Source organism: Leptospiraceae bacterium (genome assembly GCA_024233835.1).
Lineage (GTDB): Bacteria > Spirochaetota > Leptospiria > Leptospirales > Leptospiraceae > JACKPC01.
Window position 1 is genome coordinate 470,174 of sequence record JACKPC010000003.1, and the last position, 24,755, is coordinate 494,928.

Annotated in this window: 24 protein-coding genes; 18 read left to right on the forward strand and 6 right to left on the reverse strand. The window is 38.3% G+C overall.

The features are described from left to right. Positions 1-2: 2 nt before the first annotated feature. The 3 genes from H7A25_16405 (at position 3) to H7A25_16415 (ending at position 2,526) form a co-directional block, all read left to right on the forward strand. Positions 3-461, forward strand: a complete 459-nt coding sequence (locus tag H7A25_16405) for a response regulator (protein MCP5501485.1) — start codon at positions 3-5, stop codon at positions 459-461. A 24-nt stretch (positions 462-485) separates the two neighbouring features. After that, on the forward strand, positions 486-1,982 hold the full coding sequence (locus H7A25_16410; protein MCP5501486.1) for a response regulator: 1,497 nt from the start codon (positions 486-488) through the stop codon (positions 1,980-1,982). Between the two features lie 235 nt (positions 1,983-2,217). Beyond that, positions 2,218-2,526 (forward strand): hypothetical protein, encoded by a 309-nt coding sequence (locus tag H7A25_16415; protein ID MCP5501487.1) that lies wholly within the window; start codon positions 2,218-2,220, stop codon positions 2,524-2,526. Here the strand turns inward: H7A25_16415 and trxA are convergent. Next, entirely contained in the window at positions 2,523-2,837 is a 315-nt protein-coding gene (gene trxA / locus H7A25_16420) for a thioredoxin (protein MCP5501488.1), read from the reverse strand. The two genes, H7A25_16415 and trxA, sit on opposite strands and share 4 nt — an antisense overlap. 163 nt (positions 2,838-3,000) lie before the next feature. Between trxA and ccsA the strand changes: the two genes are divergently transcribed. The 7 genes from ccsA (at position 3,001) to H7A25_16455 (ending at position 9,494) form a co-directional block, all read left to right on the forward strand. Further along, positions 3,001-3,696 carry a cytochrome c biogenesis protein CcsA gene (gene ccsA, locus H7A25_16425; GenBank protein MCP5501489.1) on the forward strand — a complete coding sequence of 232 codons (696 nt, stop codon included), beginning with the start codon at positions 3,001-3,003 and terminating at the stop codon, positions 3,694-3,696. Between the two features lie 5 nt (positions 3,697-3,701). Continuing rightward, the gene (locus tag H7A25_16430) at positions 3,702-4,838 is read left to right on the forward strand and encodes a SpoIIE family protein phosphatase (protein MCP5501490.1); all 1,137 of its coding nucleotides are present in this window, start codon (positions 3,702-3,704) and stop codon (positions 4,836-4,838) included. Positions 4,839-4,840: 2 nt separating this feature from the next. Further along, positions 4,841-5,692, forward strand: a complete 852-nt coding sequence (locus tag H7A25_16435) for a phosphoribosylaminoimidazolesuccinocarboxamide synthase (GenBank protein MCP5501491.1) — start codon at positions 4,841-4,843, stop codon at positions 5,690-5,692. Further along, positions 5,674-5,928 (forward strand): phosphoribosylformylglycinamidine synthase subunit PurS, encoded by a 255-nt coding sequence (gene purS / locus H7A25_16440; GenBank protein ID MCP5501492.1) that lies wholly within the window; start codon positions 5,674-5,676, stop codon positions 5,926-5,928. The genes H7A25_16435 and purS overlap by 19 nt, the downstream gene beginning before the upstream one ends. Continuing rightward, positions 5,925-6,581, forward strand: coding sequence for a phosphoribosylformylglycinamidine synthase subunit PurQ (gene purQ, locus H7A25_16445; protein ID MCP5501493.1), 657 nt, complete (start codon positions 5,925-5,927; stop codon positions 6,579-6,581). The genes purS and purQ overlap by 4 nt, the downstream gene beginning before the upstream one ends. Before the next feature lie 82 nt (positions 6,582-6,663). Further along, the gene (locus tag H7A25_16450; GenBank protein ID MCP5501494.1) at positions 6,664-7,920 is read left to right on the forward strand and encodes a glucose-1-phosphate adenylyltransferase; all 1,257 of its coding nucleotides are present in this window, start codon (positions 6,664-6,666) and stop codon (positions 7,918-7,920) included. Between the two features lie 164 nt (positions 7,921-8,084). Next, a complete protein-coding gene (locus H7A25_16455) occupies positions 8,085-9,494 on the forward strand; it encodes a L,D-transpeptidase (protein ID MCP5501495.1) in 1,410 nt (469 codons plus the stop codon). Here the strand turns inward: H7A25_16455 and H7A25_16460 are convergent. The 5 genes from H7A25_16460 to H7A25_16480 are packed head-to-tail and all read right to left on the reverse strand — an operon-like array spanning position 9,460 to position 15,517. Further along, on the reverse strand, positions 9,460-10,824 hold the full coding sequence (locus tag H7A25_16460) for a thioredoxin family protein (protein ID MCP5501496.1): 1,365 nt from the start codon (positions 10,822-10,824) through the stop codon (positions 9,460-9,462). The two genes, H7A25_16455 and H7A25_16460, sit on opposite strands and share 35 nt — an antisense overlap. A gap of 17 nt (positions 10,825-10,841) precedes the next feature. Beyond that, complete coding sequence (locus tag H7A25_16465; GenBank protein ID MCP5501497.1) at positions 10,842-12,206, reverse strand: aldehyde dehydrogenase family protein; 1,365 nt, start codon at positions 12,204-12,206, stop codon at positions 10,842-10,844. Positions 12,207-12,209: 3 nt separating this feature from the next. After that, on the reverse strand, positions 12,210-12,977 hold the full coding sequence (locus H7A25_16470) for a gamma-glutamyl-gamma-aminobutyrate hydrolase family protein (protein MCP5501498.1): 768 nt from the start codon (positions 12,975-12,977) through the stop codon (positions 12,210-12,212). Beyond that, the gene (locus H7A25_16475; GenBank protein MCP5501499.1) at positions 12,974-14,146 is read right to left on the reverse strand and encodes an iron-containing alcohol dehydrogenase; all 1,173 of its coding nucleotides are present in this window, start codon (positions 14,144-14,146) and stop codon (positions 12,974-12,976) included. Before H7A25_16475 ends, H7A25_16470 begins: the two co-directional genes overlap by 4 nt. A gap of 12 nt (positions 14,147-14,158) precedes the next feature. After that, positions 14,159-15,517 (reverse strand): glutamine synthetase, encoded by a 1,359-nt coding sequence (locus tag H7A25_16480; GenBank protein ID MCP5501500.1) that lies wholly within the window; start codon positions 15,515-15,517, stop codon positions 14,159-14,161. Positions 15,518-15,620: 103 nt separating this feature from the next. Between H7A25_16480 and eat the strand changes: the two genes are divergently transcribed. From eat to H7A25_16520, 8 genes are read left to right on the forward strand one after another with little or no spacing between them, the layout of a single operon-like run. After that, complete coding sequence (eat, locus tag H7A25_16485) at positions 15,621-16,949, forward strand: ethanolamine permease (GenBank protein MCP5501501.1); 1,329 nt, start codon at positions 15,621-15,623, stop codon at positions 16,947-16,949. Then, complete coding sequence (locus tag H7A25_16490) at positions 16,936-18,513, forward strand: xylulose kinase (protein MCP5501502.1); 1,578 nt, start codon at positions 16,936-16,938, stop codon at positions 18,511-18,513. The genes eat and H7A25_16490 overlap by 14 nt, the downstream gene beginning before the upstream one ends. An 11-nt stretch (positions 18,514-18,524) precedes the next feature. Continuing rightward, complete coding sequence (locus H7A25_16495) at positions 18,525-20,045, forward strand: aminotransferase class V-fold PLP-dependent enzyme (GenBank protein MCP5501503.1); 1,521 nt, start codon at positions 18,525-18,527, stop codon at positions 20,043-20,045. Between the two features lie 2 nt (positions 20,046-20,047). Continuing rightward, positions 20,048-21,154, forward strand: a complete 1,107-nt coding sequence (locus H7A25_16500) for a thiolase family protein (protein MCP5501504.1) — start codon at positions 20,048-20,050, stop codon at positions 21,152-21,154. A gap of 27 nt (positions 21,155-21,181) precedes the next feature. Continuing rightward, positions 21,182-22,006 (forward strand): metallophosphoesterase, encoded by an 825-nt coding sequence (locus H7A25_16505; GenBank protein MCP5501505.1) that lies wholly within the window; start codon positions 21,182-21,184, stop codon positions 22,004-22,006. A gap of 50 nt (positions 22,007-22,056) precedes the next feature. Beyond that, the gene (locus H7A25_16510; protein ID MCP5501506.1) at positions 22,057-23,283 is read left to right on the forward strand and encodes an ATP-grasp domain-containing protein; all 1,227 of its coding nucleotides are present in this window, start codon (positions 22,057-22,059) and stop codon (positions 23,281-23,283) included. Beyond that, positions 23,264-23,896 (forward strand): class I SAM-dependent methyltransferase, encoded by a 633-nt coding sequence (locus tag H7A25_16515; GenBank protein ID MCP5501507.1) that lies wholly within the window; start codon positions 23,264-23,266, stop codon positions 23,894-23,896. Before H7A25_16510 ends, H7A25_16515 begins: the two co-directional genes overlap by 20 nt. Next, entirely contained in the window at positions 23,872-24,753 is an 882-nt protein-coding gene (locus H7A25_16520; GenBank protein ID MCP5501508.1) for a class I SAM-dependent methyltransferase, read from the forward strand. The genes H7A25_16515 and H7A25_16520 overlap by 25 nt, the downstream gene beginning before the upstream one ends. The last annotated feature ends 2 nt before the right edge of the window (positions 24,754-24,755 follow it).

The window sequence follows — 24,755 nt, forward strand, 5'->3', positions numbered from 1 at the left end:
TTATGGATAATATAAAAAATATATTTGCTCCGATTTTGGTGGTCGAAGATAATTCAGACCATGCATTAATCATTATTAATTCTCTGAAAGAAAACAGAAATTTTATGAATGAAATTATTCATATGAAAAATGGCAGAGATGCTACCCAGTTTTTAAAAAAAGAAGGAAAATATAAAGATGATATAACTCAGAAACCTATGCTCATTCTTTTAGATGTTAAACTACCGCTTAAAAATGGTTTTCAGGTATTAGAAGAAATAAAATTTGATGAAAAGTTGCGTGAGATTCCGGTTGTTATGTTTACTACAACATCTAATACTGAAGACATATCAAAAGCAATGCGTATGGGGGCTAATGATTATATCATAAAACCACTTAAATTTGCAGATTTTACTGAAAAAGTTTCCAAACTCGCTTTTTACTGGAGTGTAATAAGCGATGTAAATAAGATTTTTTCATAAAACTGGATTTGAAAATTACCAAGTATGAAAACATTAAATAATATTAATATACTACTGGTGGAAGATAATTCTGATTTTATATTTTTCATAGAAAATATTTTATCAAATCAGGGTTATAATCTGGAAGTAATAAAATCGGGTTTAGAAGCATACAATTACTTACTAAAACCAAAAATCGAACCGGACATTATATTGCTCGATTATAAGTTACCACAAATGAATGGCCTTCAAATTCTCGAAAAGTTAAATGAATTTGAAAATACTTATAGTGTAATATTCATGAGTGTAGATAGTTCAATTGATACTGTTGTGAAAGCAATGAAAGCCGGAGCATTAGATTTTATAGTAAAATCAAGTAATTTAGAAAATGAGCTTCATGAAAAAATTAAAAAAATTTATAAAATTCATCAGACAAAAATTGAAAAGAAGCAGATTGAAGCCAAACTTACTGAAGAATATAATTTTAGAAATGCAATAGAAAACTCCATGCACTCCGGAGTTGCTATTGCAGACCTTTCAGGAAAGCAAATTTACTCTAATCATTACTTTTATAAGATGTTTGGATTTTCTGAAAATGAAATTTTGGGAAAGTATCCACCCTTTATTTACTGGTACGAAGAAGATTTAGAAAATATTACAGCTGCATTTAAGATGACTCTTGAAGGTAAGGCACCCGAAAACGGTTTCGAACTAAAATTTATACATAAATCAGGTGATATAATCGATTGTTTGGTAAATATTTCTGAATTTAGAAATTCACAAAACAAGGTAAATGGTTATCTGGCTGTTATTACCGATATTACTGAACAGAAAAATGCGGAACATGAACTTGTAAAATTAAATGCAGATAAAGATAGGTTTATGTCAATCTTAGCCCATGATTTAAAAAATCCTCTAAGTGGATTATTAAGTTTAATAGAGCTATTATTAGAGGAGGATAATTTAGAACAGACTAAGAGAAGATTAAAAATAATGGATGAATTGGCTAAAATTACCTTCAAGCTTTTAGAAGATTTATTAACATGGTCAAAAGCACAGGTAGGTAAATTACCATTTAATCCGGAACCTGTAAACTATATCCAATTGATAAGTGCTATAGTAAAGGATTTTGAGTACAAAGCATCTGAAAAAAAAATTAGCATGACTTATTTCGAATCAGAGCCTATAGTCTTATTTGCCGATACGAATATGTTAAAAACAATCTTTAGAAATTTGGTATCAAATGCATTAAAATTTTCACATCCAAATGGAAATATAAAAATTTATGCTGAGCGAGAAGATAACTTTATAGTTATTACGGTAACTGATAATGGTATCGGTATAAGTAAAGAAAATATAACAAACCTTTGGGACGTTTCAAGTCCCTATACGACATTAGGTACTAACAAAGAGAAAGGAACAGGGCTGGGATTGTTAATTTGCAAGGAATTTATTGAAAAGCATGGTGGAAAAATTTGGGTAGAAAGTGAACTAGGAAAAGGTAGTAATTTTAAATTTTCCTTACCGAATGTAAGTATTTAATCCAATTTTCAAATGAAATCTTCTTGCTTAGCCTTTGAGAATAATACATTCATGATGTAAGGAGGCATATACCATATCCGCTCAAAAAAGCCGGGAGAAATAAGAAAAGCCGGTACAGGATATAAGAGAGAAAATCAATCAGAAGATTTTCTGCTTTTCTTTTCTCTATAGAATGGTAAAATTGACCATTATGTAGATCGCCAATCCTACCTATTATGTAGTGTTTCGCTATCTTTTGGAAGATAAAAAGATAGCCAGGCTACTCATCTCTTCCATCATCGGAGAAGATATCGAAGATTTAGACTTTTACTATAACGAATTTACCTCCGAATCCATAGCCGAGAAGCTAAAGGAAAAGACCGGTTCTGCATATTCCTTCACGGTCTACTACCGACTCGATTTCAAGGCGAAAATCAAATACGGGTCAGGAAGCGGAGGTAATGGGTTCCTGAAAGCGGGGTATGATACTTGTTTCTTAAAAAAAAGCCTGCCAGCTAAACGGGCCGGAATAGGGGCTGGCAGGGGTAGTGAGATAAAATATTAAACAAAGGAACCAAAAGTAGCTTTAAGTTTCTGCAAGGGCATTGCTCCGGAAACTCTTTTTACTTCTTTTCCGTCTTTAAATAATATTAAAGTAGGGATACTTCTGATTCCATATTTACCGGCAATTGCCGGCTTATTATCTGTATTAATTTTAATAACAGTCAGTTTATCTTTCCATTCCTTAGAAAGTTCTTCAACAACAGGTGAAAGCATTTTGCAGGGAGGACACCATTCGGCCCAGAAATCAACCAGAATGGGTTTATCGTGAGTAGCAAGAAGCTCTTCAAATGAAGTCGGTAGAGTTTGTTTCATGTTTATGAATCCTTTATATACTATATAGGGTATAGTATACTATTTGTAAATATAGTCAAGAAGTTTTTTCATCTCCCGTGTAAATAGTTGGGTCTTTCTGGTTTTTTCTTAAAAAAGCTTTTCATGAATGGCTATAGATTTAGCCTGTACCTACGGAATCTACATGAAACTTAAACTCAGCAATGTCTTCCTGGATTATATTTTGTTTGCAGCTTTTGTTCTCGTTTTCCCGGCTTCAGTAATAACCGGTTTATATTATCCGAGTGTAATCCTCCAACAGGGATTGTCGCATAGAATTTTTTATTTGCATGTTTCTGTGGCCTGGGTGGCCCTATACGCCCCGGTGTTATCTTCTTTTTTTGGTCTGATGTATCTCATACGAAAGCAAATGGACTGGGATATACTGGGCTACAGTATGAATAAAATAGCTTTTGTATTTTCCATTTCTGTCTTATTTTCAGGGCCGATTTGGGCCAATAGTGCCTGGGGAACTCCTTGGGATTGGACGGATGCCCGTTTACAATCTTTCTTGGTATTAGTCATTAGCCTGGTTTCCTATTTCGTGCTCAGAAATATGATCCAGAACTTGAAACAAAAAGCTATGGTATCCGCTTTTATGAGTATTCTCTGTGCCTTTAACTCCTTATTAACCTGGGGGGCAATTCGCTGGATTGAGAATCCGGGTAACCATCCGGGTTCTGTACTCGGAAAAAGTAGCATGGATTCGGACATGAAACTGGCTTTCTGGTTAAGCGTTTTTGCTTACCATATTTTATTTATTTTATTATTTCGGGTGATGCACCGTCATGACGTTTTAAAAAATGCACTTCTATATATTAAGCAAACCGAGGATGTCTGACTTAAATGAACGTTAGGCAGGAAGTTCTCTACCGGGATTTTACTATCCTGGTAGTAGATGATGATATTAATATGACTCTTTTTTTAAAGCGAACCCTCGAAAAAAGGGGTTACAGGGTTTTTACTACTTCTAATGCCAATGAAGCACGTATTCTTCTAAGTTCAGAAAAAATCGATATTCTATTATTGGATGTAAATATTCCGGGAGAATCCGGGTATAGTCTTTGCCAATCCTTACGAACCAACCCCGAATTTGAGTTATTACCTATCATTTTTATTACAACTGTAGATAAAACTTCCGGCCTTGAAGAAGCTGTTTCTTATGGAGGAGATGATTATATTTCTAAACCGGTGAATACAAGGGAATTACTGGCAAAAGTTCGTTCCTATTGTAGAATTAAGGCTCTTCAGGATTTGTTCTTAAAGCAAAAACAGGATTATGAAAGGGAGCTGGCCACAGCCAGAAAAGTTCAGGTTCAGATGATTCCCGAAAAGGAGTTTCAATGGCATGGTTGCAATATTCGTACTTTTTTCAAACCTGTGATTGAGATTGGCGGAGATTATGTGGATGTCTGGGAAACCGGTGGAAAACTACATATCGTAATCGCTGATTCTATCGGCCATGGTCCTTCCGGAGCCCTTCTGGGAGCTATGTTTAAAATGCAGTTATATTCGCTCGGAAAAGAACTCCCTTTGAAGGAGAGAGTTGAGCTTTTAAGAAAAAATCTCATAAAAGCTATTCCTGAGAATTATTCTATTACGTTTTTCTATGGAATCCTTTCCGATGACCTGAAATTTTCCTATATAAATGGAGGCAATCCTCCTCCTTTATTATATGCAAATGGGAGTGTTAGTGAACTTCCGGGTAAAAGTCCTCTAATTATAGATCTGGATATTCCCCAGAAAACGGAAGTGAAAGAAATACAGCTACAAAAAGATTCTATTCTTTTTCTGTATACAGATGGAGTCAGCGAGGCTACTTCTCCGGATATGAAAATGCTGGGTACCGGAGGCCTAAAAAAGCTGATTCCGAAATGTGTTAAAGAAGGAGACATCATAGATAATATCATGCTCGAAGTAAAAAAATTCTGTGGACTTTACGCGCCTCACGATGACATTGCTATGATTAGGGTGCAATTATGAATTTGAATCCCTCTTACAGAGGTAAAGTGCGGGATGTGTACGAGCTTGGAGATAAGCTGCTCCTCTGTTCTACAGATAGAGTCTCTGCTTTTGATGTTGTTTTTCGGGAAGAGGTTCCGGGTAAGGGAAGGGTTTTAAATTCCATTTCTCTTCTCTGGTTTGATTTTTTTAATCAGATTCCCTCGCATATTATTTCCGGCGATGAAAATAATTTTCCGGCACCTTTTTCTTCCGATTCCTATTTTAAAGGACGTTCTGTTTTAGTCCATAAGTGTAAGAGAATCGATTTTGAGTGCGTGGTGAGGGGTTATGTTTCCGGCTCCGCTTACAAAGAATACAAAAAGACCGGAACCATTGCCGGCCTGTCATACCCGGCGGGGATGCTGGAGTCAGAAAAGCTTCCTGAAGCCATTTTTACCCCTGCAACTAAAAATGATAGCGGACACGATGAAAACATTTCTGAATTGGAAATGGAAAAGCTTGTGGGTAAGAAGTTATTCGAAGAATTGAAACAGAAATCTATTTATCTTTATACGGAAGCAGCTAAAAAAGTCGAAACGGCAGGGCTCATTCTCTGTGATACAAAATTTGAATTCGGAATTTTAGAAGATAAGGTTCTTTTGATCGATGAGGCCCTGACACCCGATTCATCACGCTACTGGGAAGTTTCCAGTTACAGAACCGGTATCTCACCTCCGAGTTATGATAAACAAATTTTAAGAAACTATCTCGAAACTTTAAGCTGGGATAAAAATCCACCCCCACCTCCCTTACCGGAAGAACTCATTCAAACCTTACAAAAACAATACCTGAATCTTGAGGAGAAAATCAGAATATGTTTATCGGAAAAATAAGTATCACGCTCAAAGAATCGGTTCTCGATCCACAGGGTGCTGCGACCATTAAAGTTCTTCAATCGATTGGAGAAAACGAAGTGGAAGACCTTCGAGTTGGAAAGTATATTGAAATAAAACTGAACACTCCGGATGAAGAGACAGCCAGAAAAGACATAGACAGACTTTGCAAAAATCTTTTAGTAAATCCGGTGATTGAAACCTACAAAGTTCAGATAGAAAAGGTTCAGGGATGAAAGTAGCCATCATTACCTTTCCGGGTTCTAACTGCGATCATGATATTGGAGCTGTAGTAAAAAATAAATATCATGCAAAGCTTGATTATATCTGGCATAAGGATAGTTTTGAACCGATATACGACCTTGTTGTTTTGCCGGGCGGTTTTTCCTATGGAGATTATCTACGTTCCGGCGCTCTGGCACATTTTTCTCCGGCGGTTCAGGCATTAAAGAGGCATCACGCTACCGGTCGCAAAGTACTGGGAATCTGCAATGGTTTTCAAATCTTAGCTGAGAGTGGTTTGCTTCCCGGAGCACTTACAATTAACTTAAATATGAAGTATATCTGTAAACCCGTCAAATTGAAAAAAGGTTCTGCAAATAATCCTCTGACAAAAGGGATAAATGCCGATAAAGAAATTGAGATACCGATTGCTCATGGAGAGGGTCGTTATTTTGCTGATGAAGACACATTGAATTCACTTGAAGATGAGAATCGAATTTTTGTGAAATATTCAGGAGAGAATCCGAATGGTTCGGTGAGAAATATTGCCGGAATTACATCTAAAGATTTTCTTATCGCGGGATTAATGCCACATCCGGAGAGAGCTATGGATGATATAATCCATAACACGGATGGAAAATTTATCCTTGACCCCTTTCTTTCTTGAAAGATAGGGTAAAGAGAGTTGAAAGGTGAGGGCCTTTTAGCTTTTTCTTATTGTTTAAAGACAGGACAAGAGAGACTAACCTATGTTATTGACCAATGCACTCAGAAAAAAAGTAGTAGTAGTTATTTTAGGAGGAGGAAAAGGAACACGTCTTTTACCTCTTACAGAAAAGCGTTCTAAGCCGGCAGTAAGTTTTGCGGGTAAATATCGATTGATTGATATTCCTATTTCAAATGCCTTAAATAGTGCCTTTACACAAATTTACGTTCTTACCCAGTATAACTCTTATTCTCTGAACCGACATATATCCAGAACTTATAATTTCAATTCCGTATATCGTCAGGGTTTTGTGGAGATCATTGCTGCTGAGCAAACTATGTCATCTGTTCGATGGTTTGAAGGAACAGCCGATGCCGTAAGGAAAGTATTACCGAGGTTGGAAGATATGCGGCCCGAATACATCATCATTCTTTCCGGTGATCAGTTATACAACATGGATCTGAACCAGTTCCTGGAAGAACACCTGGAGCATAAAGGAACCCAGATTTCTATCGCTACGAAACCCGTTCCGGCAGATCAGGTTCATGCACTCGGTATTCTTTCTGCTGATGAAAATGGTAAAATCAGGGACTTTTATGAAAAGCCGGATGATTTGAGTCATGTGGAGTCCTTTAAAATGCCGGATGGTAATTATCTTGCATCGATGGGGATTTACATATTCAACACAAAGACCTTAATTGAACTTTTGGAAGATCCTACACATACTGATTTTGGTAAAGAGATTATTCCGGATTCCTTAAAAACCCATAACGTTCGCTCTTATATTTATGATGGATACTGGGAAGATATAGGGACTATACAAAGCTTTTTTGAGGCCAACTTGATGTTAACAGACGATGTTCCCAAGTTTGACTTATACATCGAAGATAACCCATTCTATACCAGGCCAAGGTTTTTACCTCCGATCAAGGTGAACCGTTCCGACATGACCAAGGTTCTTTTATCGGAAGGTTGTATCATCAATGATTCCAAGATTACCAGAAGTATCATTGGTGTACGGCAGGTAGTAGATTCCGGAACCACGATTGAAAATGCCGTAGTTATGGGAGCTGACTCTTATGGAAGTTTTGATAAAGATGGAAAGGGTATTCCGGTAGGTATCGGTAAGAACTGTACTATCAAGAATGCCATTATTGACAAGGACTGCTATATCAGTGATAACGTGGTTCTGGTCAACAAAGCCGGCCATAAGAATTATGAAGACAACTATGTAAAAATTACAGATGGGATCATTGTCGTAAAACGCCGTTCTACAATTCCCAGCGGATACGAAATCTAAAAAGATTCAATTAAACCGGGGTGAAAATCCCGGTTATTCGCCTTTAGCTTCCTTCTTTCGATTATCCCGTATAACAGGGCATATAATAAAATTTCTCTGTTTCTCATATAAATAAAAAAAAGAGCTTGCTATCTTGGAAATAAATTATATACTACTTCCCGCTTATGTTGAACCGGGAAGATGCGATTTTAGGCCTTTTTTACATCGGGCTGGGTGTTAAAAAGAAGTATAATTCGATTTTTATAAGGTCCCTGTTAGAAGACAGTGATTTTCTTTCCTTATTTCCCGAAAAAAAACTGCCTCTTGATTTTGATTGTCTTGAAAAGTATTACTCCGAGCAGTTTTCGGAAAAGCAGTTAGACATTCTTCGCATGAAATGGAAAGAAGCTGTAGCTTCTTTAAAAGATGAGCTATCAGAGCCTGAAAAACTGATTCTTTTATATACGGTATATAGGGCTATTCTTCTTACTGATCCCAAAAAAGCAGAAAAACATTTCTTTTCTCTACTCTTAAAAGAATTTGGTGTAAGTCATTCTGAACTTGTTATATATATACAGGCTCAGAACAATGCTGCGTATACAGTTCCAAGAAAAATATGGAAGCAAAAGTCTATTTTTCAATTTTTTAAAAATGCTCCTCTTGTAAAAAAAATTATTTCGATATTTAGCTTATCTTTATTTCTTTTTTCTATTCAGTTAGCCGGAAGAAGTTTGTGGAATCATCTGAATTTGGAAAAGTCAAAACTGGATACCTATAAGTTTTTTTTGCCGGAGGATACGGACTTTCCTTTTAGTTATAGGGGGATTTATACCGGCGATAAGATTTGTTTACAGCCTCTGCTTCAATATAATATTTCTCCTGATAAGTTAGAAAATCCTTATGTATCGAATGGTTTTTTCGCAGGTGAATATTATAATTTGAGAGGGCGTTATATTGTTGCAGATTTAGACTTACAGGACAGTGAAGGAAAATGTAAAGGGGTATCGGAATTACTTCCGAAGGAATTGTTGGACTCCGGTTATAAACCTATAGAAATAGAACCCTCTAAAGAAGATTGCAGGGGGCAAAGTTTAAATCTCTGTGAATTAAGTGATAATAAAACAAAGTTAATCGCCACATTTATAACTTCTTCCGGAGTAGTTCAGGAGACGTATAGAGACTATTATGCTCCGATTATGGAAATTCGTCATCGTAACGGAGATGGTAGAAATCGTAATTATTTAAGAGACTTATTCTTTAATGGTAAAGCTCCCGGGAATTCTGGAGAGAGACTCCTCAAGTATAATAACAAAATACCTATGCCAAATTTTCTTCATTTTGTTCCCCTTAAAGGAATGCTGGGTGAAACGCAGAATGGTATACATCGTTATCCTTATCCTTCTGATAGAGTAAAGCTTGGAAGGCCGGCCAGTCTGGGTTGTCTTCGCACGAGCGATGCGGGTTCGAGGTTTATTCGTGATTGGACTCCTCTCGGAGCCCGTTTATTTATTTTGCATAAAACAGTCGGGCATCCTTTGACGGATTACCCGAAGCAGGAACTTAGCGAAGTGATTCAATCATCTCTTTTGTATTGAGATAGTTCGTGGTTTTATAAATCAGCTCTTTACCTTCTGAGTCAAAAATAAGAAAAAATGGAAGACCTATTTGGAGTTCCGGAAACTTTGGATCTTCTGCATAAGTGTCAAAGATTTTATCTGTATCCATCACTTTATAGAGAACAGCGGTTTGTAGAGCTTTATTCAAAGTTTCATCAGACAGGCTTAGTTTTTGAAAGGCCTTACAGTTTGTACACCAATCGGCATAGAAATCTATAAAGAGTTTTTTTCCACTGCGTTTTGCTTCTCTGTATGCCTGTTCTTTATCCCGGTACCATTTTAAGTTACCGTGCATCTCTACATTTTCTTTTTCGGTTTCGGTCCGGGTTTTACTTATTCCGGAGTTCTCGGTTGTTTTGACTAACTGTCTCGGCAAAAAACTTATAAATAGAATAAGACTGGCTGTAATTAAAGTAGAAACTGCCAGGGCTCCTCTCATTTTCTCATGTTTTTGCTTTTCTTCTGATTGAAGACTGTAAGCTGAAAGCAAAATAATAAGAAAAGATAGCAAAACCTGTATTCCTGTTTTTTCATCTAAGCCAAAACCTTTTATGGCTTTTTCGTAATAGCTATAAGAAAATAAAATTACGACCAGACCTAAGATTATCTGTATATACTTTAGCCAGTTTCCGGAACGGGGAAGGGATAGTCCGAAGATTCCAATCAGCAAGAAAATGAAACCTACACCGGCACCAAAGATGAGCATTTTAAAAGCAGTGAGGAATATAAGACCGATGCTGAAGGTTTTTATGGAAGTGGTTATGGCCAGTAATACGGTAACTACAACAGGACCTACGCAGGGAGATGAAAGTAGTCCGGCTGCCATGCCTAAGAGGAAAGTTCCTCCGAGGCCTTTGTTTCCTGCATTGACCTGTCTCTGGGTGAAAAATGGAATATATAATAGTTCTAATGAACTGAGTCCCATTAAAAAAATTAAAAATGCAATGAGGAGATTCGTTTGTGGGTATCGAAGAATGGTATTGAACGCACCACCACTTATCCCGGCAATAAATCCGAAAATCATGTAAATAAACGCAAGACCGATGTAGTAGAGGCTCGGATGGGTATAGTTCGAGTTTCCTTCTGCTCTTTGTCGAATGATACCGAGAGTAATCGGGTAGAGTGGATAGGTACAGGGTAGAAGGCTTGCTGCAAAGCCTCCGAGGAATAGAAGAAGAAACGAATAAAAGCTATTGCTTTCTGCGGATAGTTCTTTTTCTACAAAATGGTTGAGAGAATCAATAAGACTCTCTGCACCCAGACCGGAAAAGGAAAAGATGAAAAAAAGAAGGAAGATAATTCTTGTCATAATTTCTCCTGTAGAGATTAAGATTTTCGCAAATGCCAGCCTCGAGCATTTAAAAAGGCTCGAATACCTAAATGAGATAGAGTCATCCCAACACCCGAATTTTTTCTACCTGACCAGGGCAAACGCGGACTTACTCTATCGCAACAGTTCCAGTAGGCTGTTCCTGTTTTAATACCTTTTAAGATAGACTTCGCCCGCGCTTCGTTTCGACAGTAGACTCCTGCTGTCAATCCGTATTCGGTATCATTCATTAGATTTATTGCTTTTTCGTCATCCTGTACTTTTTGAATTCCGATGATAGGTCCGAAAGATTCTTCTTTCATGAGAAGCATTTCGTGGGTTACTTCGACAAAAATAGTAGGTTCGTAGTAATAGCCGATTCCTTCTATTTTTTTTCCACCGAGTAGTAGTTTGGCGCCTTTTGACCTGGCATCTTTTATCTGTTTGTCTAAAAAGTCCAGTTGTTCTTTTCGGGCCAACGGACCGATATATGTATCTTCTTCGAGCGGGTTTCCCACTTTGAATGATTTAACTTCAGAGACAAAGTTTACAATAAACTCTTCAAAAATAGATTCGTGTACATAAATTCTTTCAACCGAACAACAACTTTGCCCGGTATTATAAAAAGCTCCATCTGCCAGGGAAATAGCCGAATTCTTTACATCTACATCATCTGTAACATAAACAGGATCTTTCCCACCAAGTTCCATTTGAAGACGAGCAAAAACCGGAGACGATTCGGCTATTTTTAAACCGGTGGCATAGGAACCGGTAAAAAAGACTCCGTCTAATTTTTTTTGCAAGAGAGTGGCTCCCACGTTTTTTGCTCCTATAATCGGAGTAAAAATATCATCCGGTACTCCGGATTCTAAAAGAAGCTCTGCAATTTTCAGGCCGCTCATGCTTGCATATTCGGAAGGTTTATATAATACTGCATTGCCGGTGAGTAGTGCAGGAATAAAGACGTTGGAACCTACAAAGTAGGGATAATTCCAGGCGGAAATATTTGCGATAACTCCGAGGGCTTCATAAGTGATTCTCTCTTCTATATTTTCGTCTCTATATACCGACTCTTCATTCATAAGTTTTTCTGTATGTTCTAAGAAGAAGTCAATTCTTCCTCTCGTTGCCAATATTTCATTACGAGCCTGCCTCAGGGGTTTTCCCACTTCCTCACTTAAGGTTTTTGATAGTTCCTCTATCTGTGTTTCTAAAAGTTGCTTAAACTGCTCAATCGTTTTCTTTCTTTCTTTATAGGGTTTTTGTTCCCAAAGAATCTGAGCTTTTTTAGCCTTCTTAAATTTTTCCTGTATACTTTCTTCAGTATCAGTTTTTAATTCACTTATAACTTCTTCTGTTGCGGGGTTTATTACCTGTAACATATTTTACCTTCTGAGTTCTACTTGTTTTATATAATATTCTAATAAGCTATTTCTGGATAAAAGATGAGTTCTATAATGGGTTTGAAATTCCGGGTGCCATTGTAATCCTAGGGCGAAAGAAGAATTTGCTTCCTGTTGTCTTTCGGTTTTGTAATGTACGGCTTCGATGATACCATCTTCTGTGCTGAGTGCATCTACGGATAAAGATGCTGCCGGAACTTTAATAGCCTGGTGGTGGATGGAAATGATTTTTCCTCCCGTATATCCCGGAAAGATTTTCGTTAAAATAGAGCCTCTCGTAAAGTGTATTTCATGTTCTAAAGAATCGTATATTTCCCAATTTCTATGAATTAGGGCTCCTTTACATTGTGTCTGAATGTCCTGATAAAGACTCCCTCCAAGGGCCACATTTAGAATCTGATGTCCCCTGCATATTCCGAGTATTGGTTTATTCTTAGCGATACACTCCTGTATTAGTTCTATCTCATATAGATCTCTATACCTATCTCCACTCCATTCCGGTTGTAAGGCTTCTTCTCCATAGGATTCAGGGCATACATCGGAACCTCCCTGCAAAAGAAGCCCATCTATTTCTTTTACAATTTTTTCAACAGAAAAAGCTCCAAATTTCGAAGGGAGTAGGATCGGAAAACAGGAAGCTTCCAGGAACCATTGTAGCATGGATTCTTCAGTGTATAATAGCCTTTTGCCCTTGAAGATGGGCCTTTCCGGATCCGGATGAAAGAAGCAGGAGGAAAATCCGATTTTCATGTTAGTTTTAAAGCATCGGTAAAAATACGGCGGAAATCACTTTCTCGAACTACTCTCGGATTTAAGCTATGACAAACATCCTTGTATGCAATCTCCACCAGTTTATCAAGATGTTCTTCTTTAACTCCGGCATCGGAAAGAAATTCGGGTATACCCAGCTCTTTTTTTAGCTCCTTTACCCAATCTATAAAGTTCTTCCCTTCTTCAAGACCGGCTGCTCTGGCTATGATACCAAATTTTTCCGGGATGACTGTATAATTAAAAGCGAGGCAGTAGGGAAGCATAATAGCATTGGCCAGTCCGTGGTGCATGTCGCATACAGTTGATAAAGCATGGGCACAGGAATGATTTACACCCAGACCTTTTTGAAAGGCTATAGCACCCATACTGGAAGCCAGAAGCATTTCGGCCCTTGCTTTTATATGTGTATCGCTTGCGCCTTCATTCTTCTTGGAAAATTTGGTAGCCGAACTTAAATTTTTACCGATTAGCTTGATACCCTCAAGAGCAATTCCATCGCAGAGCGGATGGAAAGGTTTAGATAGATAGGCTTCTACTAAGTGGGTAAGAGCATCAAAGCCTGTAGTGGCTGTAAGGGAAGCAGGAAGATTTAAACAAAAATATGGATCCAGATAAACCCGACCCGGTAGTAAGCCCGGAGAAAAGATAATTTTTTTTACTTTTGTGAGATCATCTGATATTACCGCACTTCTTCCTACCTCAGAGCCGGTTCCGGCTGTAGTAGGAATTGCGAAGATGAAGGGTAGGAGGTTAGTATGAATCGGACGTGCACCTTCTACATCTTCATAGGCAAAAAGGTCTTCCGGGTGTGCTGATAGAACAGCAATACATTTCGCCACATCAATAGCGGCACCTCCACCAAAAGCAATGATGCAGTCGGAGTAGTGCTCACGGTAACGCCTGGCACCAAGTTCTACCTGAGATTTGGTTGGATTGCCGGCTATCTCGGAATAAACATCTATAAGCAGGGCTTCGTTACTTAAAGATTCTATGTATTTTTGTGTAAAGCTCATAGATACCAGATCCTTATCAGTAACAAAAAGAGGTCTTTTAAAACCCTTTTCTTTTGCAAAATTTGCCAGTTCATTAGCAGAGCCCATTCCATAGCGAATAACAGTCGGAAAGTTAAATTGTTGGATTTCTGTCATTGTATATAACCTTTATATTATTTCAAAATAACGTTCTAATTCATAAGAAGTTACGGCTTTCTGAGACTCTCTCCATTCCCAGATTCTTGTATTAGCAAAATGTTCAATAAAGTCATTGCCAAATAATTCTCGTGCTAATTCTGAATTATTCATTTTGATGGCTGATTCATAGAGGTTGGGAGAAAGTTGAACGGAGTCTTTATCCGCATATCCATTTCCCTGTACGGGTTTTTTGTCGGGTTTTAAACCCTTTTCTATTCCGTATAAACCGGCAGCTAAGGCAGCCGCTACTGCAAGGTAAGGATTTATATCAGCACCTCCCACCCTGGTTTCAAGCCGGGTTGATTTGGCTGAGCCGGGTACTACCCTGAGAGCCGTGGTGCGATTGTCAATTCCCCAGTTTACACGTGTAGGTGCCCAGAAACCCTCGACTAATCGCTTATAACTATTAACCGTTGGAGCGAAGAATGGCAGAAGATCGGGTAGACAATGAATTTGTCCTGCTAAATAATTCTGAAAAGTTGCACTCATCCTGTTTTCCTTATCAGAATCATAAAACACATTTACACCGCTATCTAAGCTTTTCAAACTCTGATGGATATGCCCGCTGGAACCGGGTAAGGACTGATTCCAACGCGCCATAAATGTGGGAATGATTCCGAAGCGGGAAGCAATTTCTTTGACTCCGGTTTTGAATAAAACAGCACGGTCAGCTGCTTCGAGTGCCTCAGAATAGAGGATGCCGGCTTCATAAACCCCGGGTCCTGTTTCTGTGTGTAAACCTTCTACCGGTACTTTAAATTCATTCAACTCATCTATAATAGAAGAAAAATACGGCTGAGATAAGGTAGAGCGAATGAGGGAGTAACCGAACATACCGGGCGTGAGAGATGATAGATCTGTAAAACTTTTTTCTTGAAGGCTTTGAGAAGTTTCTCGAAAATTAAAAAATTCAAACTCAAGACCGAAAAGAGGCTCAAAGCCCATAGACTTTGCTTTCCGGATTACTTTTTTTAAAACCTGTCTCGGACAAACATATAGCGGCTCCCCATCTTCCGTATAGAAATCAGCCAGGAAAAAAGGAGTTTGTTTATCCCAGGGAATGTTTCGATAGGTGTCTGGATCGATTCTCGCCAGAGCATCGGGATAGCCGGTATGCCAACCTGTATATTCGACATTATCATAAGTCAGGTCGTTACAGTCCCAACCAAAAATTACATTACAAAAGCCGAAACCACTCTCCAATGCTGAAAGAAACTTATCAAGATGTATATATTTCCCTCTGAGAATGCCGTCTATGTCGGTTACCGCAACTTTGACTTTATTGGCTTTTGATTCTTTGATGATTTTCTGGATTTCTTCGGGACTCATTCCAACTCCTATAAGTTTTTCTCTTTCCATTTTTTATCATCGTTTACAAAATACAAAGCAGAAAATTATAATGGCATAAAAATCTTGCAGAAAAGAGAGTGTAATGGCGGAAGAAAATGCGAACTTAGAAAAGAAACTGGGTCCCTGGATGCTCTGGGGACTTGGAGTAGGCTATGTGATTTCCGGGATGTACTTCGGTTGGAACCTCGGTCTTGAAAAGGGTGGAACCTATGGAATGGCAATTGCCACATTTTTTGTAATTATTATGTATATTACTTTTACATTCAGCTATGCGGAGCTTGCTGTTTCCATTCCTAAGGCCGGTGGGGCTTTTGATTATGCAAGACTTGCTTTTGGTGAGAGGCTGGGTTTTGTGGCAGGATTTTCACAGGCAATAGAGTTTGTATTTGCACCACCTGCCATTGCCTATGCAATCGGTGCCTATATCCACACTTTTCTTCCCTCTGTTTCCGTTCTGAGTATAGCCATTGTTGTGTATTTTCTTTTTACTGCTTTAAACATATATGGCGTTAAAACAGCCGCTTCTTTTGAATTAGTTATAACTATATTTGCTGTGATTGAACTTCTGGTCTTTGCTTTTGTCTGCCTGCCTGAATTTGAAATGTCTAATTTACAGAAGAACCCTTTGCCGCATGGTTATTCGGGAGTTTTTGCTGCCCTTCCTTTTGCGATCTGGTTTTTTTTGGCAATCGAAGGAGTGGCCAATGTGGCGGAAGAAACCATAAATCCTCAAAAGAATATTTTGATCGGGTTTGGTTCTGCCATTGCAAGCCTTGTATTTTTAGCTATCTTAACTTTTATTGCTGCCGTTGGGGTTTCCGGTTGGGAAGATATTGTATTTGAAAAACCAGGCTCTTTACCTTCTGATTCGCCCTTACCCCTCGCTTTAGGAAAGGTGGTAGGAAAGTCACATTTTCTTTATCATATGCTGGTATCTATCGGCTTGTTCGGACTTTTAGCTTCTTTTCATGGAATTATTCTGGCAGCCGGACGTGCAACCTATGAACTTGGCAAGGAAAATTTTGCACCACCTTTTCTTGGACTAATTCACTCCCGTTTTCATACACCTGCCAGGGCCTTGCTTGTGAATATGATTTTTGGAATTCTCGCTTTGTTTACAGGCAAAACCGCAGAAATCATCACCCTGGCCTGTTTTGGTGCTCTTAGCCTATATATTACATCATGCTTGTCTTTATTGCAATTGCGTAAACAAAAACCTGAACTGGAACGTCCCTTTCAGGTTCCTTTTTATCCATATTTTCCTTTCATTGCACTTTCTATTGCGATTGTATCCTTGCTTGCAATGGTGTATTATAATGTTTTCCTTTTTATCATTTATCTAATGATTCACTTATTCTTTTATAGCTTATACCGCTATTTTTCCACAAGGAAGGCAAATGAAAATACCTGAATATGTATTATCGGTTGACCTGGGCACTTCCGGTCCTAAGTGTGCCCTGGTTGATAGCAGAGGCAATGTTCTGGTCGATGAGTTTATAGAAATTGACCTGCAACTCCTACCCGGTGGAGGAGCCGAGCAGGATCCTGAGGAATGGTGGACTGCTATTCGGGATTGTATTAAGAAACTTTTAAAAAGAGCTGAGATAACAAAGGAGCAGATACTGGCAGTTTCCTGTAGTTGTCAGTGGTCGGGTACGGTTGCTGTTTCTAAAGAAGGAAAAGCTCTCATGAATTCTCTTATCTGGTTGGATTCGAGGGGGAAGAAGTATATACAAAAAGTAACTTCCGGATTCCCTTCGATTGAAGGATACGCTGCTCTGAAACTCTATCGCTGGATTCGCTTGACAGGAGGAATTCCTACTGCTTCCGGAAAAGACCCGATCTCACATATTCTCTATATAAAAAATGAATTACCCGAAATTTACTCTGCTACGTATAAGTTTTTAGAACCGAGAGATTTTATTAATCTATGTTTCAGCGGAAAATTTTGTTCTTCAGATGAAGCAATTACCCTCTACTGGCTTACTGATAATCGAAACATTCATAATATAAAATATAGTGATACACTCATATCTTATACAGGAATTGATAAAGAGAAACTTCCGCAACTTGTAAAGCCGGGTTCTATTTTAGGAAAAGTTAAGCAAGATGTAGCTCTTGAACTCGGTCTTTCAGAAGAGACCTTGATTGTATCCGGGGCTCCGGATATTCACGCAGCCGCTATTGGTTCGGGAGCGGTAAACGATTTTGAAGCTCATCTTTATGTCGGAACTTCTTCCTGGCTTACCTGCCACGTTCCTTTTAAGAAGACCGATATCTTCCATAATATTGCTTCACTTCCTTCTGCTATCCCGGGACGTTACCTGGCCATGAATGAGCAAGAAACCGCCGGTGCCTGTTTGAAGTTTCTCAAGCAAAATGTTTTATATCATAAAGATGAGCTACTGCAACAGGAAGAAGTTCCGGATATATACAAACTTTTCGATAAGATAGTAGAAAGAACACCACAAGGTAGCAAGGGTATTATTTTTACACCCTGGCTTTACGGGGAGAGAACACCGGTTGAAGACCATAGCGTTCGAGCAGCCTTTTACAACATTTCTCTTGATACAACAAGAGAGCACATGTTGCGTGCTGTTTATGAAGGAGTTGCCTATAATTCCCGCTGGCTTTTACAATACCTGGAAAAATTTGCCGGAAGGGAGATGGAGTATATCAATTTTATAGGTGGTGGAGCGGCTTCTTCTATCTGGTGCCAGATTTATGCAGATATTTTAGGAAGAAAAATAAGGCAGGTGAAACAACCCATACTGGCCAACATTAGAGGGGCGGCCTTCATAGCTTTTGTTGCTCTGGGAAAAATGAGTTATGAAGATGTATCAAAAGCAATTCAAATTCAAGCCGAATATATACCGGATAAAAAAAACCGGGAACTTTATAATAGAATGTTTCATGAGTTTTTGCAGATATATCATAGCAATAAGAAAATTTACCGGAGAATAAATACTCACTGAAAGGAAAATATATGCAGGATTTGCTAAGACAATTAGAATTGAAATTTGAAGAGACAAGGAATTATTTTATCTCCGAAGCCATGAAGCTTGTAAAGAGAATACCCGGAGTGAACGAAGCCATTCGAAAAGAATATGCCGGAATTCTTTCCGGTATGGAACCATCCCTAAAGCCCTACAGAAATATGGTGGAGACCTATAAGGCTTTACCGAAAGAAGGACTTGAGAAAAACAGTATATTAGATAAAATGAAAGCAATGACAGAAAAGGAAGAACTCAGGTGGAAAGAGGGTTATGTTTCCGGTGCAGTTTATCACGGAGAAGCCGAGCACATTGCTTTTCTAAATGAGGTCTATGCTCTACATTCCCAGGCCAATCCTTTACATGCCGACTTATGGCCGGCTGTTACTAAATATGAGGCTGAAATTATTTCCATGACAGCAAAAATGTTAGGTAGTACATATGTAAAAAATGAGAATGAGGAAATCTGCGGTTCTATTTCTTCCGGTGGAACTGAGAGCATTCTTTTAGCTATGAAAACTTACAGAGATTATTATCGGGATAAGAAAGGGATTACTGAGCCGGAGTTGGTACTGCCCGTGACAGCCCATGCAGCTTTCTTAAAAGCCTGTCTGTATTTCGGGATAAAGCCGGTTCGGATTCCTATAGCAGAAGATGGCAGAGTCGATGTAGAGACTGTTAAAAGAAGCTGTAATTCCAATACGATTGTGATTGTGGGTTCTGCTCCCACATTTCCCCACGGTATTATTGATCCTATTGAAGAGCTTTCTGAATATGCAAGAAAAAGAGGAATCGGTTTTCATACAGATGCCTGTCTGGGTGGATTTTTACTTCCCTGGGCTAAAAAGTTGGCTTATCCTGTACCCGAATTTGATTTCAAACTACCGGGTGTTACATCTATCTCAGCCGATACCCATAAGTACGGTTATGCAGCTAAAGGAACTTCTGTGGTTCTTTACAGGGGAAAAGAGCTCAGGCGTTATCAGTATTTTACGACAACGGAATGGCCGGGAGGAATGTATTTTTCTCCGACTTTTGCCGGCAGTCGACCGGGTGCTTTGAGTGCTGCTGCCTGGGCGACTATGCTGAGCATGGGAGAAAATGGTTATTTAGAAGCCTCTTCAAAAATTCTCAAAGCTGCCGATACTATTAAGCAGGGAGTGCAAGATATTCAAGATATACACATTATCGGTGAACCTCTCTGGAATCTGGCCTTTGCTTCTAAGACCTTGAACATCTATCGCGTGATGGATGAGCTTTCTAAAAAAGGTTGGAGTTTAAATGGTTTACATAAACCTGCGGCTATTCATATTTGCTTGACTTTAAGACAGGCACAGGAGGGAGTAGCAGAACGTTTTGTAGATGACATGAAAGAGGCGGTGGAAGAAGTGAAAGCTCATCCCGATGACAAAGGAGATATGGCTCCAGTTTATGGTATGGCAGCGAGTATTCCGGATAGGACAATGGTTTCAGAACTATTGGAAATGTACATGGATAAGATTTACGAGGTTTAATTATGAACTCTAATATATATATACATAATCCCGTTTTAAGTAAATTCGGTCGACTTGAAGAAACGGTTTTGAGTCTGGCGTATAAAACAGCTTCGGAAGCTTTGCAGGGCTTTGATAGGGATAGGATCGACTTTCTTGTTTTTGCCTCCTTTGCTCCCGAATCTTATACTTCAGAGTTTCATTTGGCTGCTAAATTAGCTTCGAGTCTTCGTCTGGATCATATATTTGCTATTCGAGCTGAGACAGCATCTTCGAGTGGTGCTTCTGCTTTTCAATTAGCGGTGAGTCTCATAGACTCAGGACGATTTAAAACGGGACTTGTTGTTGGAGCTGAAATTATGAGTCGTCTCGGAAGAGAAGAAAGTAATATGGTTTTAGGTTCTGTGCTGTCTGACAGACAAAAACAACTTTGTATGTTTATGTCTCATGGAGGAGCCATGATAACCCGGCGCTATTTATATGAGTATGGCTATGAAGAAGGAGATCTGTATTATATCGCCAAGAAGGTACATGATAATGGACTTAAGAATAAAAATGCCCATATTCAAAAAGAAATTAATTTAGAAATATATAATAAAGCACCAAAGATTTGCACACCTCTCGGTCTGTATGATATTTCTCCACTTTCCGATGGAGCGGCAGCCTTAGTCTTATCTTCTGAACTAAAATCGAATATTCGAATAAAAGGAATGGGGCATGGAACTTCTACTTTTTATGATGATTCATTGGGGACCAGTTTTCCTGCTTCCGTGAAAGCTTTTTCTAGAGCTTTTGAGGAAGCAGGTATTTCGCCGTCTGAAATACAGGTAGCGGAGCTTCATGATGCTTTTACTACTTTTGAAGTAATCGGCGCGGAGGATGCGGGGATATTTAAAAGAGGAGAGGCTTTGCGGCAGGTAAAAGAGGGAAATACACATCCGGCAGCTAAGTGGCCGATTAATCCTTCAGGCGGTTTGAAAAGCAGGGGACATCCCATAGCTGCTTCCGGCATAGCCCAGTTGGTAGAATTGAGTAATTTCATGCAGCAGCAGGGAAAAGCATTAGGACTTACTCATTCTATAGGAGGTCTTGCAACCAATAATTTCGCAAATATATTGGAACAGGTTTAGAATATAGGGGTATTCTAAAGTAATAGAATGTTGCATAAATTTATGATAGCTATTCCCACTTTGATAGCAGGCCTATTTGTGTATTCTTTTTTTATAGAGCGCTACATTGTAGTTGTAAAAGAATATAATCTTGAGTTTCGGAATTTACCTGAAAATTTCGAAGGCTATAGTCTGGCTATTTTTTCTGATCTACACTATGGTTCTTTGATGCCCGAATGGTTTGTACTGAGGATTATAAACAAACTGAATCAATTGAATGCAGATGTGATTCTGGGACTCGGAGATTATGTAAAGAAAAGAAATACGACGGAGGAAATCAAAAAAATATGGCCTCATTTACAAACATTAAAAGCCAGGGATGGAGTGTTTCTTATTTTAGGAAATCACGATCATTGGGCTTCTGCCGAAGACTCTTTGAAGAAGCTTGAAAATAGTGGGATGTCTGTACGGCATAAGCATAGCTGTATAAAAAGGGGAGAAGATAGTATTTGTTTTATCGGAGCCGGTGACTACTGGGAGGATGAGCCGGGCTTTGAAAAACCGATTCACAATTTGGAGTCTGATAGTTTTCGAATAGTTCTGGCTCATAGTCCGGATACAGCAGATCTACCGTATCATGAAAGGGTTGATCTCTTTTTATCCGGACACACCCATGGAGGGCAGGTAGTTCTTCCTTTTACTGAATATTCTCCGATGGTTCCGGTTAAAAATAAAAAATATAATTTTGGCTTGAAATACAATCCAAAGTCCACTCCCATTTTAATTTCTAAGGGTCTGGGCTGGTCGATTTTACCTCTAAGGTTTAATTGTTACCCTGAAATTATCCTTTTGAAACTTTATAAGAAAAAATAAGCTTCCTGATTTTAATTGACGGAAATATAAGAGGAAGAATTATAAACGGGATGGCTATAGAGGAAGGTTATTTTGTTTCGATAGGAGGAGGGAAGAATCAATTACCTCTCATTCAGGCTTGCCGGCAACTGGGTTTGAAAGTTATAACTATTGATAAGAACCAGGAGGCTCCGGGCTTTAAGTATTCCGAGTTCAAAATTATAGAATCTACTCATGAATACAGAAAAATTTATTCCTTACTATCCCGAATACCCTTACATGAACCTATTATTGCTGTGGGCTGCCGTTCTTACGGAAAGGCCAGCCTGAGTGCTGCCTATATATCTGAGAAATTAAATTTACCCGGTCTTTCTTATAAATTGGCAAAAGATTTTTTAGATAAAAAAAAGATAAAGGAAAAATTAAAAGGTACTGGTATAAAATTACCTCGATCTTATTCTTTAAAATCAAGAGATGGAAGCTTTTCTTTAAATTCAGTGCGTTTTCCCTGCATTATAAAACCCAGAGCTGGAAGCGGCAAAAAAGGTGTGGTTATAGTGAGGAATAAGAAAGAGCTAAAAGAATACGTTCAGGTTTTTATGACAGATATTGATTCGTTTATCGTTGAGGATTATATTTCAGGGAAAGAAGTTACTGTAATGGGCTTTTGTTCCGAAAAGCAATTTCATCTAATAGCAGTAATTGATAAATATACAACAACATATTCTCCTTTTTTAGAAATATCTCATAGACTTCCGAGTAGTTTTCCCTTAATGATAGGAGAGTTAAAATACCAAACAGCACTTATGGCGCTACGTCTTGGGATGAAATTTTGTCCGGTGGTAGCTGAATTCAGGATAAATTCGAGAAATGAAGCCTATTTGATAGAAATAGTCCCTGAAGTCGGAGGAGAATATTTAGCTGAGTATTTACTAAAAGAACATGAAGATTATGATTACTTTCAGGATTATGTTCGTTTGATGCTCGGAAAAAAAATCAAAAGCCGTAATTTGGCTGAGTTATATAAATTATCAAGCATACAAACCCAACTATGTTTTTTAGCTCCCGATAAACCCGGTAAGTATGAATATATTTCTTCTGAGAAAATAGATGTAACGAAGGATGAAAAGTTATTTTTAGATACAGAACTTCAGGAAAAAGGAAGTATAATTGAAACTTCAAATGGAAATCAGGCCAGATTTAGGGTAATAGGTTTGAAGTCGAATGCGAAGCTAAATGCGGATGACTTAGATAAAACAATCAGGGAGAGAGCAAAACTTGAGTATCGAAAACTATAATACAAAGAAAATATGGAATGAGCATTATACAAGAAACAAGTCCCGCCTAATTTATCCCGATGAAAATCTGGTCAGGATATTATCAGGGCTTAATATCCAAAGAGGGGACAGGGCCCTTGATTTCGGAGCGGGTTCCGGAAGGCATAGCCTTTTAATGATGAATTATGGGTTTAAAGTAAGCGCAATGGACTATGCAAGTAATTCCTTGCGACAGATTCAGGAATTAGAGCCAGAAATAGAAACAATACTGGCAGATGGCCTCGAATTACCTTTTAAAGAGGAAGCTTTTTCCTTTCTTCTGAACTGGGGTGTTTTGCATTATAACAGTCGAGAGGATGCAAAAAAGTTAATTAAAGAGTTTCGCAGAGTTACAAAAAAAGGTTCTTATATCGCAGGAACATTGAGAGCGAATACGGAAACCTATCTCAGGGTAAATGAGGGACTTACTGAAGTTAAGGACTTGAAAGGAGCTAATGTGGATCTCTATAGCCTTGAAGAACTTAAAGACTTATTATCAGGTTTTGATGATGTAAAACTGGCCTATATGGAAAGAAGTCCGATTGGTAAACTAGAGGAGAGGATCTGTCATTGGATATACCTCGTGAAAAATTAGTTCAGAACTGTCCTATTCAGAAAAAATGTGAATGGACATTTAAATATTATTCGACTTTTAATTCTTATAAGCTACCGGTTTTCAGGTGCAATACCTGCGGATTGGAAACAATTCATACCGATGAATCTATAGAATATGAAAAGCTATATGGTGGCGAATACTATAAGGGTGGCTCGGAGTATACCTATAGGGATGAAAGAGAAACCGAGAAATTTGATGCCTATGTTTGGGATGCTCGCATACAAAATATTCAAAAATTTATAAAAACCGGAAACTTTCTGGATGTAGGTTGTTCCTTTGGTGGTTTCTTATCAAGGGCAAAACTTAAGGGTTTTCAGGTATACGGAGTAGAGGTATCGGAATATTCCGCGGAGTATGCAAAAAAGCGGGGTATTGAAGTTTTTCAGGGGAATTTCCTTAACAGTAATTTTGAAAAGGAAAGTTTCGATGTAATAACTCTTGTAGAGGTTATTGAGCATCTTGAAAAACCAAAAGAAGTTTTTCAAAAATTATCTGCATACTTAAAACCGGGAGGGCTTCTATTGATTCAAACTGCAAATTTTGAAGGCAAGCAGGCGATAGAAGAAGGAGCGAATTATCATTATTATTTACCCGGACATTTGTATTACTACTCTCTTTCTAACTTGAAAGAAATCTTACGATTGAATGGTTTTAAAAATTTCAAGGAATATTACGGGGTCGATTTTTCTTTATCGGCAAAATTATTAAAATCAAGAGGAAGTTTTAAAACCTGGAAGGACTATCTTCGCTGGTTTCGAATATCCTACTATCATTATAGGAGTAGTCTCATAAAGGGTTCTACTTCCAGTATGGTCTTATACGCATTTAAAGGATAATA

Coding starts and splice junctions, on each gene's coding strand:
- H7A25_16405 (MCP5501485.1), top strand. CDS start 3: ATGGATAATATAAAAAATATATTTGCTCCGATTTTGGTGGTCGAAGAT.
- H7A25_16410 (MCP5501486.1), top strand. CDS start 486: ATGAAAACATTAAATAATATTAATATACTACTGGTGGAAGATAATTCT.
- trxA (MCP5501488.1), bottom strand. CDS start 2,837: ATGAAACAAACTCTACCGACTTCATTTGAAGAGCTTCTTGCTACTCAC.
- ccsA (MCP5501489.1), top strand. CDS start 3,001: ATGAAACTTAAACTCAGCAATGTCTTCCTGGATTATATTTTGTTTGCA.
- H7A25_16430 (MCP5501490.1), top strand. CDS start 3,702: ATGAACGTTAGGCAGGAAGTTCTCTACCGGGATTTTACTATCCTGGTA.
- purS (MCP5501492.1), top strand. CDS start 5,674: ATGTTTATCGGAAAAATAAGTATCACGCTCAAAGAATCGGTTCTCGAT.
- purQ (MCP5501493.1), top strand. CDS start 5,925: ATGAAAGTAGCCATCATTACCTTTCCGGGTTCTAACTGCGATCATGAT.
- H7A25_16450 (MCP5501494.1), top strand. CDS start 6,664: ATGTTATTGACCAATGCACTCAGAAAAAAAGTAGTAGTAGTTATTTTA.
- H7A25_16455 (MCP5501495.1), top strand. CDS start 8,085: ATGTTGAACCGGGAAGATGCGATTTTAGGCCTTTTTTACATCGGGCTG.
- H7A25_16460 (MCP5501496.1), bottom strand. CDS start 10,824: ATGACAAGAATTATCTTCCTTCTTTTTTTCATCTTTTCCTTTTCCGGT.
- H7A25_16465 (MCP5501497.1), bottom strand. CDS start 12,206: ATGTTACAGGTAATAAACCCCGCAACAGAAGAAGTTATAAGTGAATTA.
- H7A25_16470 (MCP5501498.1), bottom strand. CDS start 12,977: ATGAAAATCGGATTTTCCTCCTGCTTCTTTCATCCGGATCCGGAAAGG.
- H7A25_16475 (MCP5501499.1), bottom strand. CDS start 14,146: ATGACAGAAATCCAACAATTTAACTTTCCGACTGTTATTCGCTATGGA.
- H7A25_16480 (MCP5501500.1), bottom strand. CDS start 15,517: ATGAGTCCCGAAGAAATCCAGAAAATCATCAAAGAATCAAAAGCCAAT.
- eat (MCP5501501.1), top strand. CDS start 15,621: ATGGCGGAAGAAAATGCGAACTTAGAAAAGAAACTGGGTCCCTGGATG.
- H7A25_16490 (MCP5501502.1), top strand. CDS start 16,936: ATGAAAATACCTGAATATGTATTATCGGTTGACCTGGGCACTTCCGGT.
- H7A25_16495 (MCP5501503.1), top strand. CDS start 18,525: ATGCAGGATTTGCTAAGACAATTAGAATTGAAATTTGAAGAGACAAGG.
- H7A25_16500 (MCP5501504.1), top strand. CDS start 20,048: ATGAACTCTAATATATATATACATAATCCCGTTTTAAGTAAATTCGGT.
- H7A25_16505 (MCP5501505.1), top strand. CDS start 21,182: ATGTTGCATAAATTTATGATAGCTATTCCCACTTTGATAGCAGGCCTA.
- H7A25_16510 (MCP5501506.1), top strand. CDS start 22,057: ATGGCTATAGAGGAAGGTTATTTTGTTTCGATAGGAGGAGGGAAGAAT.